Origin of the sequence: Salegentibacter sp. BLCTC, assembly GCF_015143665.1 — a bacterium.
Classification (GTDB): Bacteria; Bacteroidota; Bacteroidia; order Flavobacteriales; family Flavobacteriaceae; genus Salegentibacter; species Salegentibacter maritimus.
The window spans coordinates 17,017-34,235 of record NZ_WYEW01000010.1; the positions used below are offsets into that span (position 1 = coordinate 17,017).

The 17,219-nt window shown below is 37.0% G+C and carries 14 protein-coding genes and 1 tRNA gene; 4 read left to right on the forward strand and 11 right to left on the reverse strand.

The annotated features are described in order from the left end of the window. Nucleotides 1-9 precede the first annotated feature (9 nt). Nucleotides 10-363, forward strand: coding sequence for a hypothetical protein (locus tag GUB10_RS13045; protein ID WP_193711903.1), 354 nt, complete (start codon nucleotides 10-12; stop codon nucleotides 361-363). Here GUB10_RS13045 and GUB10_RS13050 read toward each other — a convergent pair whose 3' ends face one another. Together GUB10_RS13050 and GUB10_RS13055 are read right to left on the reverse strand one after the other, a co-directional pair. After that, nucleotides 364-1,119 carry a UDP-2,3-diacylglucosamine diphosphatase gene (locus GUB10_RS13050; RefSeq protein ID WP_193711904.1) on the reverse strand — a complete coding sequence of 252 codons (756 nt, stop codon included), beginning with the start codon at nucleotides 1,117-1,119 and terminating at the stop codon, nucleotides 364-366. A 142-nt stretch (nucleotides 1,120-1,261) separates the two neighbouring features. Further along, nucleotides 1,262-1,735: a 6-carboxytetrahydropterin synthase gene (locus tag GUB10_RS13055; protein WP_193711905.1), complete on the reverse strand. Its 474-nt coding sequence runs from the start codon at nucleotides 1,733-1,735 to the stop codon at nucleotides 1,262-1,264. Nucleotides 1,736-1,835: 100 nt separating this feature from the next. Here GUB10_RS13055 and GUB10_RS13060 point away from each other — a divergent pair, with 100 nt between their 5' ends. Next, nucleotides 1,836-2,492: a 2OG-Fe(II) oxygenase gene (locus GUB10_RS13060; protein WP_193711906.1), complete on the forward strand. Its 657-nt coding sequence runs from the start codon at nucleotides 1,836-1,838 to the stop codon at nucleotides 2,490-2,492. Nucleotides 2,493-2,772: 280 nt separating this feature from the next. On the opposite strand, the gene GUB10_RS13065 is transcribed toward GUB10_RS13060, so the two are convergent. The 4 genes from GUB10_RS13065 to GUB10_RS13080 all read right to left on the reverse strand — a co-directional run bounded on the left by GUB10_RS13065 (nucleotide 2,773) and on the right by GUB10_RS13080 (nucleotide 5,866). Next, nucleotides 2,773-2,961 carry a hypothetical protein gene (locus tag GUB10_RS13065; RefSeq protein WP_193711907.1) on the reverse strand — a complete coding sequence of 63 codons (189 nt, stop codon included), beginning with the start codon at nucleotides 2,959-2,961 and terminating at the stop codon, nucleotides 2,773-2,775. 89 nt (nucleotides 2,962-3,050) lie between these two features. Further along, nucleotides 3,051-3,818 (reverse strand): enoyl-CoA hydratase/isomerase family protein, encoded by a 768-nt coding sequence (locus GUB10_RS13070; RefSeq protein WP_193711908.1) that lies wholly within the window; start codon nucleotides 3,816-3,818, stop codon nucleotides 3,051-3,053. 116 nt (nucleotides 3,819-3,934) lie between these two features. After that, nucleotides 3,935-5,263 carry an MATE family efflux transporter gene (locus GUB10_RS13075; protein WP_193711909.1) on the reverse strand — a complete coding sequence of 443 codons (1,329 nt, stop codon included), beginning with the start codon at nucleotides 5,261-5,263 and terminating at the stop codon, nucleotides 3,935-3,937. Between the two features lie 69 nt (nucleotides 5,264-5,332). Continuing rightward, nucleotides 5,333-5,866, reverse strand: a complete 534-nt coding sequence (locus GUB10_RS13080) for a GNAT family N-acetyltransferase (RefSeq protein WP_193711910.1) — start codon at nucleotides 5,864-5,866, stop codon at nucleotides 5,333-5,335. A 72-nt stretch (nucleotides 5,867-5,938) separates the two neighbouring features. Here GUB10_RS13080 and GUB10_RS13085 point away from each other — a divergent pair. Continuing rightward, nucleotides 5,939-6,012: transfer RNA gene (locus GUB10_RS13085), tRNA-Ala, on the forward strand. A gap of 291 nt (nucleotides 6,013-6,303) precedes the next feature. On the opposite strand, the gene GUB10_RS13090 is transcribed toward GUB10_RS13085, so the two are convergent. The 5 genes from GUB10_RS13090 to GUB10_RS13110 form a co-directional block, all read right to left on the reverse strand. Then, nucleotides 6,304-7,206, reverse strand: a complete 903-nt coding sequence (locus GUB10_RS13090; RefSeq protein WP_193711911.1) for a S9 family peptidase — start codon at nucleotides 7,204-7,206, stop codon at nucleotides 6,304-6,306. A gap of 6 nt (nucleotides 7,207-7,212) precedes the next feature. Further along, nucleotides 7,213-9,996, reverse strand: coding sequence for a PD-(D/E)XK nuclease family protein (locus GUB10_RS13095; RefSeq protein ID WP_227740412.1), 2,784 nt, complete (start codon nucleotides 9,994-9,996; stop codon nucleotides 7,213-7,215). Nucleotides 9,997-10,023: 27 nt separating this feature from the next. Next, nucleotides 10,024-11,442, reverse strand: a complete 1,419-nt coding sequence (locus GUB10_RS13100) for an OmpA family protein (protein WP_193711912.1) — start codon at nucleotides 11,440-11,442, stop codon at nucleotides 10,024-10,026. A 190-nt stretch (nucleotides 11,443-11,632) separates the two neighbouring features. After that, nucleotides 11,633-12,826: a glycine C-acetyltransferase gene (gene kbl, locus GUB10_RS13105; RefSeq protein WP_193711913.1), complete on the reverse strand. Its 1,194-nt coding sequence runs from the start codon at nucleotides 12,824-12,826 to the stop codon at nucleotides 11,633-11,635. A 31-nt stretch (nucleotides 12,827-12,857) separates the two neighbouring features. Then, on the reverse strand, nucleotides 12,858-15,989 hold the full coding sequence (locus GUB10_RS13110) for an exodeoxyribonuclease V subunit beta (protein ID WP_193711914.1): 3,132 nt from the start codon (nucleotides 15,987-15,989) through the stop codon (nucleotides 12,858-12,860). Between the two features lie 169 nt (nucleotides 15,990-16,158). Here GUB10_RS13110 and GUB10_RS13115 point away from each other — a divergent pair, with 169 nt between their 5' ends. After that, the gene (locus GUB10_RS13115) at nucleotides 16,159-16,767 is read left to right on the forward strand and encodes a superoxide dismutase (RefSeq protein WP_193711915.1); all 609 of its coding nucleotides are present in this window, start codon (nucleotides 16,159-16,161) and stop codon (nucleotides 16,765-16,767) included. Nucleotides 16,768-17,219 lie beyond the last annotated feature (452 nt).

Consider the following 17,219-nt stretch of genomic DNA (forward strand, 5'->3'; position numbering starts at 1 on the left):
TATTTTAAAATGGAAGATGTAGCTTTAATTTATCATAACAAATTGGGGATTTCCTTTAGGTGGAAAAATAACTTACCAAACGCCGATCCTGCGCGGGTACAGATGGTTTTTAAAGATATGGGCTTTTATTTATTGCCCGAAGAAATTAAGTACTTTTCCAACAATATACAGGCAGCTAAATATTATAATTGCGGTAATTGTAGCAGAGAAAAATCCTGTAGGAATATTCTTTTGAGATCTCCACTTGAAAAAATGGATTTTGCGGTAAGTTCCATAGAGCTGGAACAAATTTCAGATTTAATAGAGGGAACTTTATTTAAGTTAAACCTGGAAGATTATTTAAACGGCTGTGGGAGGAATTAGTTATTTCAATTTTTTCAGCTCAGTCTCTTTCCCATCAAAAACCGCGTAGGTATAAAAATCTATCCAATCGCCGGTGTTGATATAGGTAGATTTTCCGCTTAAATCTATTTCCAGGGGTAAATGCCGGTGACCAAACAGAAAGTAATCGTAATGTTTTTCTTCTAATTTTCTACGGCAATATTGAATAAGCCATTCTTTTTCTTCTCCTAAAAACTCCTGCTCTTCCTTTCCCGAAATTGCCTTATTTTTTACCGAAAAATATTGTGCCAGCGGAATGCCTAAATCGGGATGTAACCATCGATAAAGCCATTTTGAAAACGGATTGGTAAATACCTTTTTCATACGCTTATAGCCGTGGTCCCCAGGCCCCAAACCGTCCCCATGGCCCACAAGAAAAGTTTTATCGTTAAATGTGAATTCCTGCGGCTTATGAAATACAGGGATATTTAATTCTTTTTCAAAATAATCGTGCATCCATAAATCGTGATTGCCTACAAAGAAGTATACGGGAATACCACTATCTTTAATTTCGGCCAGTTTTCCTAAAACCCTCACGAAACCTTTAGGTACAGCATGCTTATACTCAAACCAAAAATCGAATAAATCTCCGAGTAAAAATATGGCAGCAGCGTCTTCTTTAATTTCATCCAGCCATTTTACAAACCTTATTTCCCTTGGTTTGCTTTCTTCCTGGGTAGGTGCACCCAGGTGATTGTCACTGGAGAAATAAACTTTTTTGCCTTCGGGGATATTCATTTATGATAATTCTAAGCTGTAAATATAAATATTTTAGGAAATGAGTTTATAGGTTTGGAAAACCTGAGATTTTAACCCTTCCGTCTTAATCTTCTCTCGAAGATTAATCCACCTTCCCTCAAAAGGGAAGGAGTTTCTTTGGTTACTCCCCCTTTGGGGGCTGGGGGGCCTGATCGCTTGCATACCATTCAGCAAAACTGGATTCGGTTTCCTGTAGTTTTAGGGAATGTAGTTTTATATGCTCGGGTAAATACTTTTGAATCTTTTCAGCAAAATCCACTACCATATTTTCGCTGGTAGGCTGGTAATTTACCAGGATTACGTGATGCCCCCTATTTTTTAATTCCTCGGCAAGCTCTACGTGGGGGGTGTTTTTATTGAAAACCGTTGCGTGGTCAAACTGATCTACAATTTCAGATTTTACAATTTTTTTTAAGTCCCCAAAATCTATCACCATACCAAACTTTACATTGTCTTTATCGGTAATTGGCTCCCCAATCACACAAACACTAAGTTTATAACTATGGCCGTGAACATTTCGGCATTTTCCATCATAACCATACAAGGCGTGGCCGGTTTCAAAAGAGAACTGTTTGGTAATTCTAATCTTGCTCATTCTGCGTTATTTTTGGCAAAGTTAAGGGTTTTTTAGCGTTATATTTTTTTCCTAAACAATTAAGTTTCTGTTGTATATTTGTAGGCTTTTTTTATAAAAAATGAAAACCAAAACTGATTTAGAACTGTTTGAACAACTGGATTTTAAAGAAAATCCTTTCTACGAAAATATTATTACCAATTTAGTTGAAAATCACTATAGCATTGTAGATAATTTCTTTAATACTGAAGAGGTTGCGATGCTTCGAAGGGCATTAAAATTAAAATTTGACGAATCCCAATTTAAAAAGGCTGCAATTGGTAATAGAACCAACGAAATTGTGGCGAAGTCTATTCGGGGAGATTTTATTCTATGGCTCAATGAAGCCGAAGCAGGGGAGGCTGAAAATTTGTTTTTTAATAAAATCAATTCATTAATAGCCTATTTAAACAAAACCTGCTTTTTGGGGATTTTAACCAAGGAATTTCATTATGCGCTTTATCCCGAAGGTACTTTTTACCAGCGGCATTTAGATACCTTTCAAAATGATGGAAGGAGAAAACTTTCTTTGGTATGTTATTTAAACGAAGAAGATTGGAAACCTGAAAACGGTGGGGAATTGGTAATTTATTCCGAAGAAAATGGGGCGGAGGTAGCCAAAGCTATTTATCCAATGCCGGGTAGGGTAGTGATTTTTGAAAGCCAGTTAATGGAACACGAGGTAAAACCGGTAAAAACTGCCAGGTTGAGTATAACCGGTTGGTTAAAAACCCGATAATCGAGAATAAATTCTCCCAAATTATTTTCTAAACTAAACTACCTCTGGGAAAGCCCACGGGGCATTAGTTGAAACTATTTTTTAATTTCGAGGTAAGCCCTGGGGTATTAAACCACTTGGCGTTACCAATAAAGCTTTTTAATCTCTGGTCGAAAATTGGCCGCAATAGGTTAATTCTTGAATTTCTTATAAAGCACTACAACAATTAAAACAAGTGCTAAAATTAGCCAAAATCCCATTCCGCTTAAAAAGCTTAAAAATTCCCAGGTATCTTCTCCCATTAGTTCATACGTTTTTTCTGCTGCCTTTTTCTCCAATTATAACGCGCATAGAAGAAAACGGCAAGAATAAGTAAAATACCCAGCAAATACAGCCAGTTGCCAATAATAAACTCCCAAATGGTAAAACCCCATTCCTGTTCGCTGTTGGGGTCTCTATCTTTTGGTAAATGTTCCTGTAGTAAACTCATAAGCTTGTTTTCAAAGTGGAATTTACGTTTTTCCGGCCGGCAAATATGTTATAAGGATGCTAATTTAGAACTATAATTACCTGGCCTATTTACTTTTTATATTTGGCTAAAGCGTTTTTTGTAAAATCTGAAAGCACTAATTCTCCAGATATTGCTGCTCTTTCCGGAAGTAATTGTTCCCAGTGATCTGTATTTTTCCAAAGCATTTGCTTCATCTCATATAAGGCTTCGGGGTTATAAGATGCCAGCTTTTCGGTAAAAATGGCTATTTCTTTATCTAAATCTTTTAGGTTTTCAAAAACACGGGCGTAGAGACCTTTATCTTTTGCCCAATAGGCGTTTTTCCATTCGTGGGCAGCCAGGCTTAGTTCACCCAATGCACCCACACCAATTTTGCGTTCTACAGCCGGAGCAATTACAAAGGGGCCAATACCTATGCTAATTTCTGAAAGCTTTATTGCGGCAGCATCGGTAGCCATAGCATAGTCACAGGCAGCAACCAGGCCTACGCCACCGCCAACTGTTTTTCCCTGAATGCGGCCTACGATAAGTTTCTTACATTTCCGCATAGCGTTTAAAACTTTGGCAAAGCCCGAAAAGAAGAATTTTCCTGCCTGCATAGTTTCAATTGCTACCAGCTCATCAAAAGAAGCACCGGCGCAAAAGGCTTTTTCGCCCTCAGATTTTAATAAAATAACTTTTACGCTCTGGTCTTCCGATAGTTTGTAAAACTCTTTCTCCAGTCGTTCTAATAAGTCTGAAGGAAAAGAATTACTGGCCGGATGACCAAATTCTAAATGAGCAATCCCATTTTCTATATGTGTGTATAAACTTCCGTTTTCTCGTGTGGTTGCCATAAATTCATTTTTCAGTTAGCTGAATACTCAAATTTAGAAAGATTAATTTTGAAAAGTACTGTTTTGGTTTAATTGTTTTTACCTGCTCACTGTTACTGCCAACTGGCCACTGAGAATCAAACTTCTTTTTGCAAATATTTCCTTCGGAATTTAATAACCAGTCCGGCACTGCGAATAAGCATCCAAACAAAAAATGCGATCCATATACCATAGAGTTGTAGCCCAAAATAATCTGAAATTAACAGGGCAGGGGTAAAGCCCAAAAACGTGGCCACAAGCAATAGGTTTCGCAGGTATTTTGCTTCGCCCAAACCTTTAAAAATCCCATCGAACATAAAGGCAATGGCGTTTACCGGTTGCATTAATAATACGATCCAGAATACCGAGGAGAAAATGGCCAATACCGCTGTGTCTTTATTAAAAACCAGGCCAATTTCATTGTATAAAAGTCCGCAAACAGCCATAAGGATAAAGGCTATCAAAACCGCGTATTTGCTAATTTTCTTACTGAGTTCCCATAAATTTTTATAATCCCTGGCACCCAGTAATTTTCCGCCAATCGCGTTTCCGGCATTGGCATAGCCATCTATAAAAAAGCTAAAAAACAACCAGATATTCATTAAAATACTTTGTGCTGCGATATAATTTTTCCCATAATCTGTTGCATAGGCATTTGCCAGGTATATTGCGAAATTTAAAGCGGCTGTTCTTACAAAGAGGTTGGCAGCCATAAGCAAAAGACCTTTTAGCCTGGGGTTTATATTCAGACTTAGTTTTAAGTGGAAAGGTGTCTTTTTAAAGAAAAACCAGAGTGCCATTACCAGCATGGTCCCCTGCGCAGCAAGACTGGCATAAGCAGCGCCTTTTAAATGCATGGGAGGTATAAGGCCGTCTATACCATACACCAAAAGAAAGTCCAGGCCAACGTTAACAGCTGCACCTACAAGGCTGCACTTCATTGCCCAAAGCGTATTTTGAAGTCCGCGAAATACACCAAAAATGGCAAAGGTTACTAAAGTTAACGGGTACCCTAAAGCCCGAATTTGATAATAGTCTTCAGAATATTGCAAGATAAGGCCTTCGGCATTATAGGCACTAAAGATTGCTTCGGCAAAAAAAGCGGTGGTGGTATAAATCACCAGGCTAAATGCAAGATTGAAATAAATGGCCTGGGGAATAAGTGTTTTTACTGCGTGAAGCCGGTTTGCACCTAAATGTTGTGAGACAATAGCAGAAATCGCGGTTTTGGTTTGCGCTACAATCCAGATAATAGCCGAAAGAAATGAACCCACAATTCCCGCTGCAGCAAGGGCTTCAACCGAGTTTTTTTCTACATTTCCAATAACCGCAATATCAGTGAGTGAGATAAGCGGCTCGGCAATCCCGGCAATGATGGCGGGGATGGCGATTTGATTGATATTTTTAAAACTAACGGAAGATTCCAAAAAAACAATTCTTTATAATCGGCAAATATAGAATGCTTTCTTGTAAAGCCTCATTTTACAATTGATTTCTTAAGGGTTTTTATCGGTTTTTTCTATGTGATTTGATAGTGGTTTTTCATAACAGTAAAAAGGATATTCATTTTTATGCGGAAAATAAACGTCCCCAAGTTTTATATACCCCCGGGTTTCATAAAATTTCTGGTTGCGTTTGTTCTTGCTAAATGTATCTAAACGTATGGAGTCAAAATTCCTGTTTTTAGCAAATTCTTCGGCAAAATCCATCATTTTCCTGGCGTAAGCTTTTCCCCAGTAAGCCGGATTCGTAGCGAGCCTATGCACATAAAGGTTGTTGCCGGTCTCGGTAAGCCAATCAATATTCTGGTAAACCTTATCCATTTTTGGGGTGAGCACAACAATGGAAATAATAACTTTTTCTTCCTCAAAAACATATAATTCCTTATTCTGAATATCGGTTTGAAGCTTTTCACGGGAAGGATAATGTTCGTTCCACTGAAATATATTTTGCCCCTGAAGCGCTTTGGCACAGGCTTCGGTTAAGCTTTTTATTTCGGAGAGATCGGTTATGCTTGCTTTTCTAATCATTTCTTAATTATAATAATAAATAAAAGTTCTTTGCTGAAATTTATAGAAAATTATTACATTTGCTTTCCAATCGGGGGATTAGCTCAGCTGGCTAGAGCGTTTGGCTGGCAGCCAAAAGGTCATCGGTTCGACTCCGATATTCTCCACAAAACCACCGTTTTTCGCGGTGGTTTTTTTATTTCTAAACTTTTATTTTTAAAATATCGAGAGCTTGTTGGATCTTGCCGATCTTTCATCATGAAGATCTAAATTCAGCATAAAAAAGGAAATTCACTTAGAAGGGCTCATTGCGTCAAGCTGGTCTTCTTTCAGCTTTTAACTTGTTTAGCTTTTCAAAATCTTAGATTCTGAACTAAATTCAGAATGACGATTTATAAAAAAACGATCTTAAAAATTAATTCAAGACCGTTTTTGGTGCAAACATACTTTAGAAAAGCCTAAGAGTCGGCTTCATCATTATCTATATATTCATCTTTTAAGTCCTGGACGCTAGCAGCTAAAAACTCTGATGTCCTGTTTAAAACATGCTGAAACTCCTTTGATAATTCATCTTTATTCCAAGGATGGGAAATACCAAAAACGTGATCGGCATTTTCAACTAAAAGCAATTTTGAAATTGCACTCCATTCAAATAAATTCCCGGCATCTGCAATAGAAACTGTAGTGTCGTTACTACCGTGCGCAATGAAATGAGGGATGTCTAATTTTTTGGCCGATTTTTTAATGTTCAGCCGCTCCCTATTTTCCCTAAAATTTTTGTAAAACTGATAATGATGGGGTAATTGCTGCCCTGTACGGGTGTTTGTTATGTATTGCACACCTTTTTTCTCCCAGGCCTCCAGCTCTTTTTCTTTTGGAAAACGCGAGGCAAAGTCACTTACAGCGGCAAAAGTAATAAGTTTATTAATCCTTTCTTCTTCGGCAGCTTTTATAACCGCAATTCCACCGCCCCTTGAATGCCCAATTAGATTGATGCTCTTTACGTCTATTTGTTGTGCTTCCTGAAAATCTGGTGTTAAAACCCAGTCTATAACACTTTGTAAATCGTCTAGCTCTTTAATATAGTTGTTATCTCCAAAAGCCTCTATATTTAAAAATTCGGTGGGATTATCGGGCGAAGTGCCATTGTGGGAGAAATTAAATTTTACAAAGAAATAACCTTTTTCGGCATAAAATTCTCCCATTTTATTCCAGGCTCCCCAATCTTTAAAACCTTTGTAGCCGTGGCAAAAAATAACGATTGGTTTTGGTTTTTTATCGTCCTTAAAAATCAGGTCGATTAAGATCGGCTTATTATGTTTCCCATCAATCTGCAGATTGGTTCTTTTTGTAATTTCCATAGACATTTATATTTCTTTTTCCTTGAAAGGAACCTGTGGATCGCAAATTTCTGTAATTAATTTTTTTAATTCCATTTCAAATGCATCCAGTGTTTCTTTATTTATAGCAGTTTCTTTATTTTTTGTTCTCGGTTTATCTTTTTTTGCGAATTTCAGGAACCCATTTTTTAAATTTTTAAACGAAATTATCCCTGCTTCAACTGGAAAATCCAGCGAATTCTGGTCATGTATCATTTTGGTGTATGCCAGTACCTGAAAACTCTTGCTGTATTTATCATAATCTGAAGTGAGATCTTCCCAATCTACAATTTCAATTTTATCCTGGGTTACCTTTCCCGTTTTATAGTCAATAATTCTGGTAATACCGTTAGTATTTTCTACTCTATCTACTTTTCCGCGCATAAATATCGGAAAATCAAGCTTCCCTATCTTAATTTCAGATCTTAAGTTTTCCTCAATTTTTAAGATCTTAATTTCTTCATTTTTAAGTCGTTCCAGTTCCTGATTTAAGAAATTACGAAGATAGCGTTTGGCCACTTCAAAAATCAATAGGTTTTTCCCCTGGTTAAGCGGCCCGTTTAAATAAGATTTTTTAAACTGAAGCGCGATTTCTTTCTCAATTTTTGCTTTAAAAGCTTCAATATCTTGTGCCGTAAGAAAATTATTCTCGAGGGGCTTGTAGAAGTTTTCTAAACTATCGTGCACCACAGTGCCCAGGGTGTTGTAGGCTACCGTTTCCTCTACTTCCTGGCTGTCTCGAACGCCAAGCACGTACTGTCGGTAAAAATCCAGGGGGTTCCTTATATATGAGGTTAGGGCCGAAGGTGAGAAACCGTAAGCAGCAAGCGATTTTATTTTCTCAATAATTTCGGGCGTTTTTTTTATCTCGCGAAGTTCATTTTTAATAGCCGGTACTTTGGGGCTTACCGTGGTGTGTTTAAGCTGGTGTGCCGGCTGTTTTTCAATTTCCAATTGCGTGAGAAACCTGCTCTTTTCGCCCGAGTTTAAACCGTCGGTTTCTGTGTTGTAAAGCAAATGTATGTTTTCTGCCCGCTGTAAAAGCCGGTAGAAATGGTATGTATAAACAGCATCTTTTTCTTTGTATGTTGGAAGTTTATAAGTTTGTTTTAAATCGAATGGAATAAAAGAACTCCCAGATTTTCCCGAGGGCAAAACCCCTTCGTTAACCGAACAAACTATTATATTTTTAAAATCTAACGCACGTGATTCCAGCATTCCCATAAGTTGTAGGCCTTTAAAGGGTCTTCCCTGAAAATCCAAATTTTGAGTGCTTATTGTTTCTTTATAAAATTGGTAAAGTGAACTAATACTTTTTAAATGCGGATAGGCTTTATTTAAATTTTCCAATTTGTTAAATAACACGTGAAAGTGATATAAAAATTCCAGGGCAAGCTTATGTCCGCTACTCTTCAAATGACTTTTAATCTGGTTTATCATCTCCTGAAAAGCTTCCAGAGCTTTGGAAGGCGAATTCTCCCAGTCTGTAAAACAAGCTTTTACTACAGACTGTGCGGTACCTGAAAAAGCATTTATAATTTCTTTAGAAGATAAGTTTACTGTATTTTCTGACTGAATTTTTTCTATAAAATCCCGGTTTTGTTGCTTTAGTATTTCGTTTAAGGCGGGATGATTGATTACTGAAATAACATCTTTATAATAATAGGTTGAAGCTGTATGTTGATGAATTTGAAATAACTTATCAAAAAGGGAAGCTATGGGTGCGTTCTTAAGCGGGAACCCCATGGTAATATTCAAATCTTTTACATTTGGGGGCAAACTGTTTAGCACTGGAAGTAGAAGGTCCTCCTGACCCAAAACCACGGCGGTTTCCTGTAGGGTTTCTTCGTCTAATTCTGCCAGTAATTCCCCCAAATATTTAGCCTGGCCAACATTTTTAGGAATTCCGGTAATTTGAATTTTTTTTGGTTTGTGATATTCACTTACCTGCAGCTTTGCCTTCCTTTTTTTGTAAACCGGCCAATCTTTCAAATACTGATTTATAAAAAGGGACGCATCATGTTGCCGATCTTTAACAAAAACCTCGTCGAGGTCCCAATAGATTTCGGTTATATCTTTTTCAAGTAAATGCTGAACAATTTGTTGTTCTGCTGTATTTAGTGCGTTAAAGCCAATGAAAACGTGTTTAGTGGGATGATTTTGAGCATAATTAATTATTTTTTCTGAAGCCAACCGGTAAATTAGTCCCTGGTAGGCGTTATTTTGGGAAAGTAACTCCTTTCTTAGTCCATCGTAATAAGTGGGCAAACTTTTCCAGAAGGCCAGGTAATTATTTATGAGCTCTGTTTTGGGCTCCTGAATAGACCAGTGTTTTAAATCCTGAATGTCTGCCAGGTAATTAAAGAAGCTCTTATGGTCTATTAAATAGCGATCAATTTCATTAAAATCGTGGATTAGGCTTTGGGCCCAGGCGGTAAAGGTTTCAAAATCTTCCTGTGCCTCTTCGGGAGTAACTGATTTATAAACCTCGTAAAACTCAAATAAGGTTATTGTATTATCTACTGTTTTTGCTTCCGAAATAATTTCGGTAAACTCTTCAATACTATAAACTTTGGGCGCAAAAATATGATGCATGCCTAATGCCGAAAGTTCTTTAAGTAAAAAGCTTCCTGCTCGTTTGCTGGGAAGTATAAAAGTTGTTTCTGAAATATTTTCTTCGGAAGAGATAAGTTCTTTAAGAACTTTTGAAATAAAAGATACCATAGCATAAAAATAAAAAACGCCCCGGAATCCGGGACGTTTTTGTATCATAAATATCCAATCTAATTGGAAGATTATTTATTCCATAGAAGAATCAGAATCTTTTACTTCTTTATTCTTATCTAAAGAAATTTCAACCCTACGGTTATCCTGTCTTCCAGCGGCAGTACTGTTAGTAGCAATTGGTCTTGATTCACCATAACCTTCAGAAGTCAATCTGCTGCTTTCTACACCATTTTCTTCTAACCAGGCTTCTACTGATGCGGCACGCTCACGAGAAAGTTTCTCGTTATAATCGGCGTTACCGGTACTATCTGTATGCCCTTCAATATGGAAAATTGTGTTAGGATATTCGTTCATAATGTCTGCAATAGACTGAAGTGCTTCTTCTGAATCGTCTCTAATCGTAGCTTTGTTCAGGTCGAACAATACAGTTTTAGAATATTCATTCAATTCAGAAATAACTTCTACGTCTGGCTCAGGACATCCGTTGTTAGCTGCAGTTCCAGCAACTTCAGGACAATCATCGTCTTTATCTAAAACACCATCACCATCCATATCTTCGTAAGGACATCCGTTGTTTTCAGCAGGACCTGCTTCGTTAGGACAGTCGTCTTCGTTATCGGCAACTCCGTCTCCATCGGCATCAGGACACCCGTTCATTTCAACAGAACCAGCTTCTTCAGGACATTCGTCTTGTGGGTCTGGAACTCCGTCTCCATCTGTATCAGGACATCCGTCAAATTCAGCTAAACCAGCTTCATCAGGACAGTTATCCATACGGTCTTCAATACCGTCTCCGTCAGTATCAGGGCATCCGTTAAACTCAGGTAATCCTGGAGTTTCAGGACATTCGTCGTCTTTATCGTAGATTCCGTCACCATCAGAGTCGGTACCACCAAACATGAATTTTATACCACCGGCGTGTTGAAAGTGGGTTGCACCATCAACATCAAAAACGTGCTTGTAGTTTGATTCAAGTGTTAAGGCAATGTTGTCGTTAAACCAGAAGTTTAAACCTACCTTACCGTTAAGTGTCGCTGCACTAAGGCCTGAAATTGGAATATCACCATTATCAGCAATGTTAGTGTAACCACCACCAATACCAACAACAGGATCAATCCATCCATCGTTTAGTAATGCTCTTAAGCTATAGTTGAAAGACCCATCAACGGCATAGTATGCCATTTGGGAAACTCCCATGTCACCATAATTTTCAATTTGGTTTAAAGAACCCGCAAGTTCAAAAACGAAACCGCTTCCAATATAGCGTCCTACAGATAATCTTGATACAGAAGGTAAAATATTCCAGTGATCTCCTGTATTAAAATACTCGTCGAAAGTCCCTCCTAATGGAGCATCTTCACCAGTAGGGTAAAAATCTACCGCATTGGTCTGGACACCAATAGCCCAGGGATTGTTAGCATCCTGTGCCTGCACCGAAGTGATACCCAGAACCAACATTGTAGCGAATAAAATTTTGCTAAGATGTTTCATATTCAATAGTTTAGTTTTAAGTGTTAATTGTTAACAAAAGTATACCGTTAAAGCTTATCAACAAAGCTTAAAATAATAAAGTTTTCTTAATAATCCCTTTGATAGTCTGCTTTTTGAGAGCTTTTTAAGAATTGTAGACCTTTATTTTTGATAAATTTTCATTACAGTTTTCCCCCTAAAACACGATCTCTTAAATAACTCCTAATTCTTTCCCAACCCTTGTAAATGCTTCAATAGCTTTATCTAAATGCTCCTGCTCATGCGCTGCCGATAGTTGTACTCTAATTCTTGCTTTTTCTTTAGGAACAACCGGGTAAAAGAATCCAATTACATAAATACCTTCTTCCAGAAGTCTATCGGCCATTTTTTGCGATAATTTGGCGTCATATAACATTACAGGGACTATAGCCGCTTCACCATCAATAATATCGAAACCTGCATCTTTAATTCCCTGTTTGAAGTATTTGGTGTTACTTTTTAGTTTTTCACGTAGTGTATTATCGTTTTCCAACATATCAAAAACCTTGAGAGACGCGCCCACAATGGCCGGTGCCAGTGAATTTGAGAACAAATAGGGTCTTGAACGTTGTCTTAATAATTCTATGATTTCTTTTTTAGCGGTGGTGTAGCCTCCCATTGCACCACCAAGGGCTTTACCCAGGGTTCCTGTAATAATATCTACTCTATCCAAAACCCCTTTTTCCTCCAGGGTACCAATACCTTTTTCACCAATAAACCCGGTAGCATGGCATTCGTCTATCATAACCAGGGCGTCATATTTATCGGCCAGGTCACAAATTTTGTCTAATGGAGCTACAAGGCCATCCATAGAGAAAACACCGTCGGTTACAATAATTTTAAAGCGAGCACCTTTTTCGTTGGCTTCCTGAAGTTGTTTTTCCAAATCGGCCATATCACCATTTTGATAGCGATACCTGGCTGCTTTACATAAACGTACCCCATCAATAATAGAGGCATGGTTTAGTGAATCTGAAATTATCGCGTCTTCTTTGGTTAAAAGTGGCTCAAAGATTCCGCCATTGGCGTCAAAACAAGCAGCATAAAGAATAGTATCTTCTGTTCCGTAGAAATCGGCTATTTTTTGTTCTAATTCTTTATGAATATCCTGGGTTCCACAAATAAACCTAACACTAGACATACCAAAACCGTGACTGTCCATAGTATCTTTTGCGGCTTTTATAACCTCTGGGTGGGAGGATAATCCTAAATAGTTGTTAGCGCAAAAATTAATCACTTGCTGCCCGGTAGAAATATTGATTACCGCATCCTGAGGGCCGGTAATTATTCGTTCTTTTTTAAAAAGACCGTCTTCTTTAATTTGCTCGAGTTCTTTTTCTAAATGTTGTTTTATCGATCCGTACATAATTCTATTTTTTTACAAACTTACATTTCTTTTATACAAGGCGCACATTTAGCCTTTTATTTGTATACACAAGATTTTTACTGCTTACCGTATAACCCATGTCCTCCAAAACCTTAGCATAATTATTAATTTGGTTTTCGTGGGTAATATTAAACTTCCCGGTTTTGTAATCTATAATGTCCACTTGATTTCCCGAAAAATTAATTCTATCTGGTCTTAGCCTTTTGCCATCGGGAGTTAAAATATCCCGTTCATTATAATTTTTTGCTTCTTTGGTATAAAACGATAAAAGTTGTGGATGATTGGTGATTTCATAAAGTAAGACCTCTATTTTTTCTGCTGAATCTTTAGTAATTACACCTTCATTTACCGCCTGTTCAACAACCGGTTTAACCTGTTCTTTATAGTTGATTTTTGCCAGTAACTCGTGTAAAATTTCTCCTTTTTCAATCGCTTCTTCTTGTTTGCTGTCCCAAAGCATTCCCGATTTTGTAACGATATTAACCGCTTGATTTTGTGTTGCAGAAGAGTAAAAACTTTCTAAAACAATATTTTTAGAATTTGTTTCTTTTGAAGTATCAGGATTTGCTATTTCCCCAAATTCATAGGTGTTTTTATTAACATCCCACTTTCCGATTTCTTTTAAAAAGCCAATTAATAAGCCTGATGTCTTATAGGCTTTTTCATTGCCTTTTGCATCTATTTCCTTTTTGCTTAAAAGATAGAGTTGTTGCGAGGCACGGGTGCAGGCTACATAAAGAACATTTAGTGTATCTAACTCTTTTTGATAAATTAAGTTGGTGTAAATGTTTGAAGACTTTGGACCCCAATTTAGCATTTTGTCTGTTGCGCTTAAATAGTTTACAGGAATATCATCTAAAGGTGGTTCCATGGGAAGCCAAACTGAATCCATTCGGGTGCTTTTGGAATCTGAATTTGCATAGGGGTAAATTACCACCGGGAACTCCAGGCCTTTAGATTTATGAATGGTCATTATTTGTACAGCATCTTCAGCTTTAGGAACCACTATACTTAAATTTTCTACCTCCTGTTTCCATAAATCAATAAAATCGGCTATTCCGGCAGTAGCCTTTTGCGTACTTTCAAAGATAAAATCAAGAAAGAACTGAACATAAGCATTAGAAGTCTTTACAAGTGAGAAACATCTAATAATATACTCGGCGGCTTCGTAGACAGAGAGTTGCTGTATTTCGTCCAGGTTAAAATTGATACTATAGTCTTTTAACCAATTAAAAAATAGTTTTCCGTCTTTTGGCAAATTAGCCGAAATAATAGGGTAGCGGTCTTCTATTTGTAGAAAATTGGCAAGAAAATCAAAAAGTTCAAGTTTTAAGTTGTTGTCTTTAGGATTTAGAGAGAATTCCAGTAAATGAGCAATAAAATTTACCTCCGGCGAATTCCCCACAAGCAAAGTTTCTGATGAAACCACCGGAACTTTATGTTCACTTAAATAATTTGCAATCGTAACCCCTTCTTTCTTTTTACGGGTTAAGATGCAGATATCCCCTTTTTTAAAATTCTCATGCTCCAGGTTTTGAATGATTTCCAGAATTTTTTCTGGATAGATCTCATCTTCTTCTGTAGAATTTTCAGCCTCTATAAAATCGATGTTTACATAACCAAAGTCTCCTGCCTGCGGACTTTGATTGCTTTCCTTGAATAAATTAGAGTAAGAAGGGTTTTGTAAAGTGCCCGCTGCATAATTAAATAAACTATTGTTGAAGTTTACAATTTGGCTTCCGCTGCGATAATTATTGGGAAGGTTTTCTACCTGCTTTTCTATACTAAAGGGGTTTGTATCCAAACACAGGTCTATAAATTGCTCGGCTTTTCCACCGCGCCACCTGTAAATTGATTGTTTAGCGTCACCTACAAGCATGGCATTGGCAGAATCTTGCGCGTTTTCTGAAGAAAGTTTATGGTCTATTAGAGGGATAAGGTTTTCCCACTGCATCTGTGAGGTATCCTGAAATTCATCTATAAAATAGTTTTGATAACGTTCCCCAAGTCTTTCGTAAATAAATGGAGCTGGCTGGTCTTTAACCTGGGCACTAATTTTAGGATTGAATTCTGAAATAAGAATTAGGTTTCGCTCTTTTTTTATAAGCTCTACTTCCTGGTTTATCGCATTGAGTAGCGAAAGTTGGGTTAGGTTCTTTTTGATGGCTTCTAGAAAATCCAGATTTAGATAAGCTCTTTTAGAAAGCTCAAAAAGGCTAACAATAAGTGGCTGAATACCGTCTAATGAATCTTTTACAGCTTGATTCTTATTAGATTTAGCATAAAGGGGGGCGCTTTCTAGTTTTAACATCCAGGCTTTTTCAAAACCGTCTATAGTTTTTTGATCTCTTAATTTTACAAAGTGTTTATAGACGTAACCCCCGCTAAAGTCTTTTTCTTCAATATTATTGCTTTCAACAAGCTCAAAAAATTCTGAACTGGTTTCTGCAATAATAGCTTTGGTTTTTTTAATTTCTAAACTGATTTTTTCCTTGAATTTTTGAAAATCTTCAGTAGTTTTTCCTTTGAGTTTTTTTAAGGCTTCCTGGTGGTTTTCCCCAATGAGCAATTCAGAAATTTCAAATAAATCTTTAGCAATATCCCAGCTTTTATCATCATCGGTTTTATTGATGGCAAAGGCCACCAGAACCTTTGTGAGATCTTTATGAGTCCCAGCTTTGGCAATAAGTCTATCTACTGCCTCTAAAAGAATTTGTCGCGTATTAAGTGCGATCTCAAAATTTACCGGTAAGCCTAGATCTTTGGCAAAAGTTCTAAGAACCCGGTGGGTAAACCCATCTATGGTAGATACTTCAAAGGCCGCGTAATTGTGGATAATGCTTTTAAGGATTTTTGCAGCTTTAACTTTAAGTAACACCTCAGTTAGCCCGGTTTCTTTAGCAACAGCTTTAAAGAGCGCATTATTTTCAGAAGTCGTCTCTTCGTCAGTAAAGCTTCTTAAGCTACTAATAATTCTAGACTTCATCTCATCTACCGCCTTGTTGGTAAATGTGATGGCCAAAATGTTTTTATAAGCGTCGTTTTTTTCGCTTTTAAGTAATAAAAGTAAATATTCCTTGACCAGGGTAAAAGTTTTTCCCGATCCTGCAGAGGCATTATAAATGGTGAAATTGTTTGTCAAAAAAAGAATTTGGTATTTGTGAGTTTTTTCAATTTTAAAGGTAAAATAAAAATGTTTGTTGGTTTATATAGGCTTTTAAGTATTTTATAACATTAAAATGTTTTGATTAAATCGCTTAATACCTAAATTTGATCGAATTTAATACTAATCACTAAAAAAATATATTCAAATGGCTTTTGAGTTACCAAAGTTAAAATATGCTTTTGATGCATTAGAACCACATATAGATGCGAAAACCATGGAGATTCACCACGGGAAGCACCACGCAGGTTATACCAGTAAATTAAACGCTGCGATTGAAGGTACAGACCTTGAAGGAAAGACTATAGAAAATATCCTTGAAAATCTTGATAAATCGAATAATGCTGTAAGAAACAACGGTGGAGGTTTTTATAACCATAGATTGTTTTGGGATATTATGTCTCCAGATGGTGGAGGAAAACCAGAAGGCGAACTTGCTAAAGCAATAGATGCCGCTTACGGTTCTTTTGAAGCTTTCAAAGATGAATTTTCTAAAGCAGCTGCAGGACAATTTGGTTCTGGATGGGCGTGGCTTTGTGTTCATGAAGGCGGAAAAGTAGAAATTTGTTCTACTCCAAATCAGGATAACCCTTTAATGCCAGGAATTGGCTGTGGAGGAACTCCTATCTTAGGATTGGACGTTTGGGAACATGCATATTACCTAAACTACCAAAACCGTCGTCCAGATTATATTGACGCTTTCTTTAATGTTATTGACTGGAAAGAAGTTGGAAGCAGATATGCTAAACAGAAATAAAAAATAGTTATTTCTATAATATTAAAAAGGCCGCCATTAGTGCGGCCTTTTTTATTGGTGCCGCCAAAGGCTGTAATGCCCTGAGGTAGTTTCTTAATTTTATCAATAAAAAAAGGCGGGAATAAACCCACCTTTTTTTGCCCCAAATCTACCATGAACTTAACCTACTTATGTTATGGTGATTCTAAAGTAGAGTGAATAAATCTTGATTACAAGTTTTTTAGATGAAAGGGCTATTTTCTTGTTAAAGTATTGATAGTGAGGGGAAATTGTAAGAAAAAATGAATTTTATGTACGTTGTATCGTGGGAAAAACTTTTTGGATGAAAGCTTTAGAAAATACAAAGGGCATAAAAAAAGGCAGATCATAGATCCACCTTTCTTTGCCCCAAATCTACCATGAACTTAACCTACTTATGTTTATGGTTCTGCTAATGTATGTAAAGTTTGTCC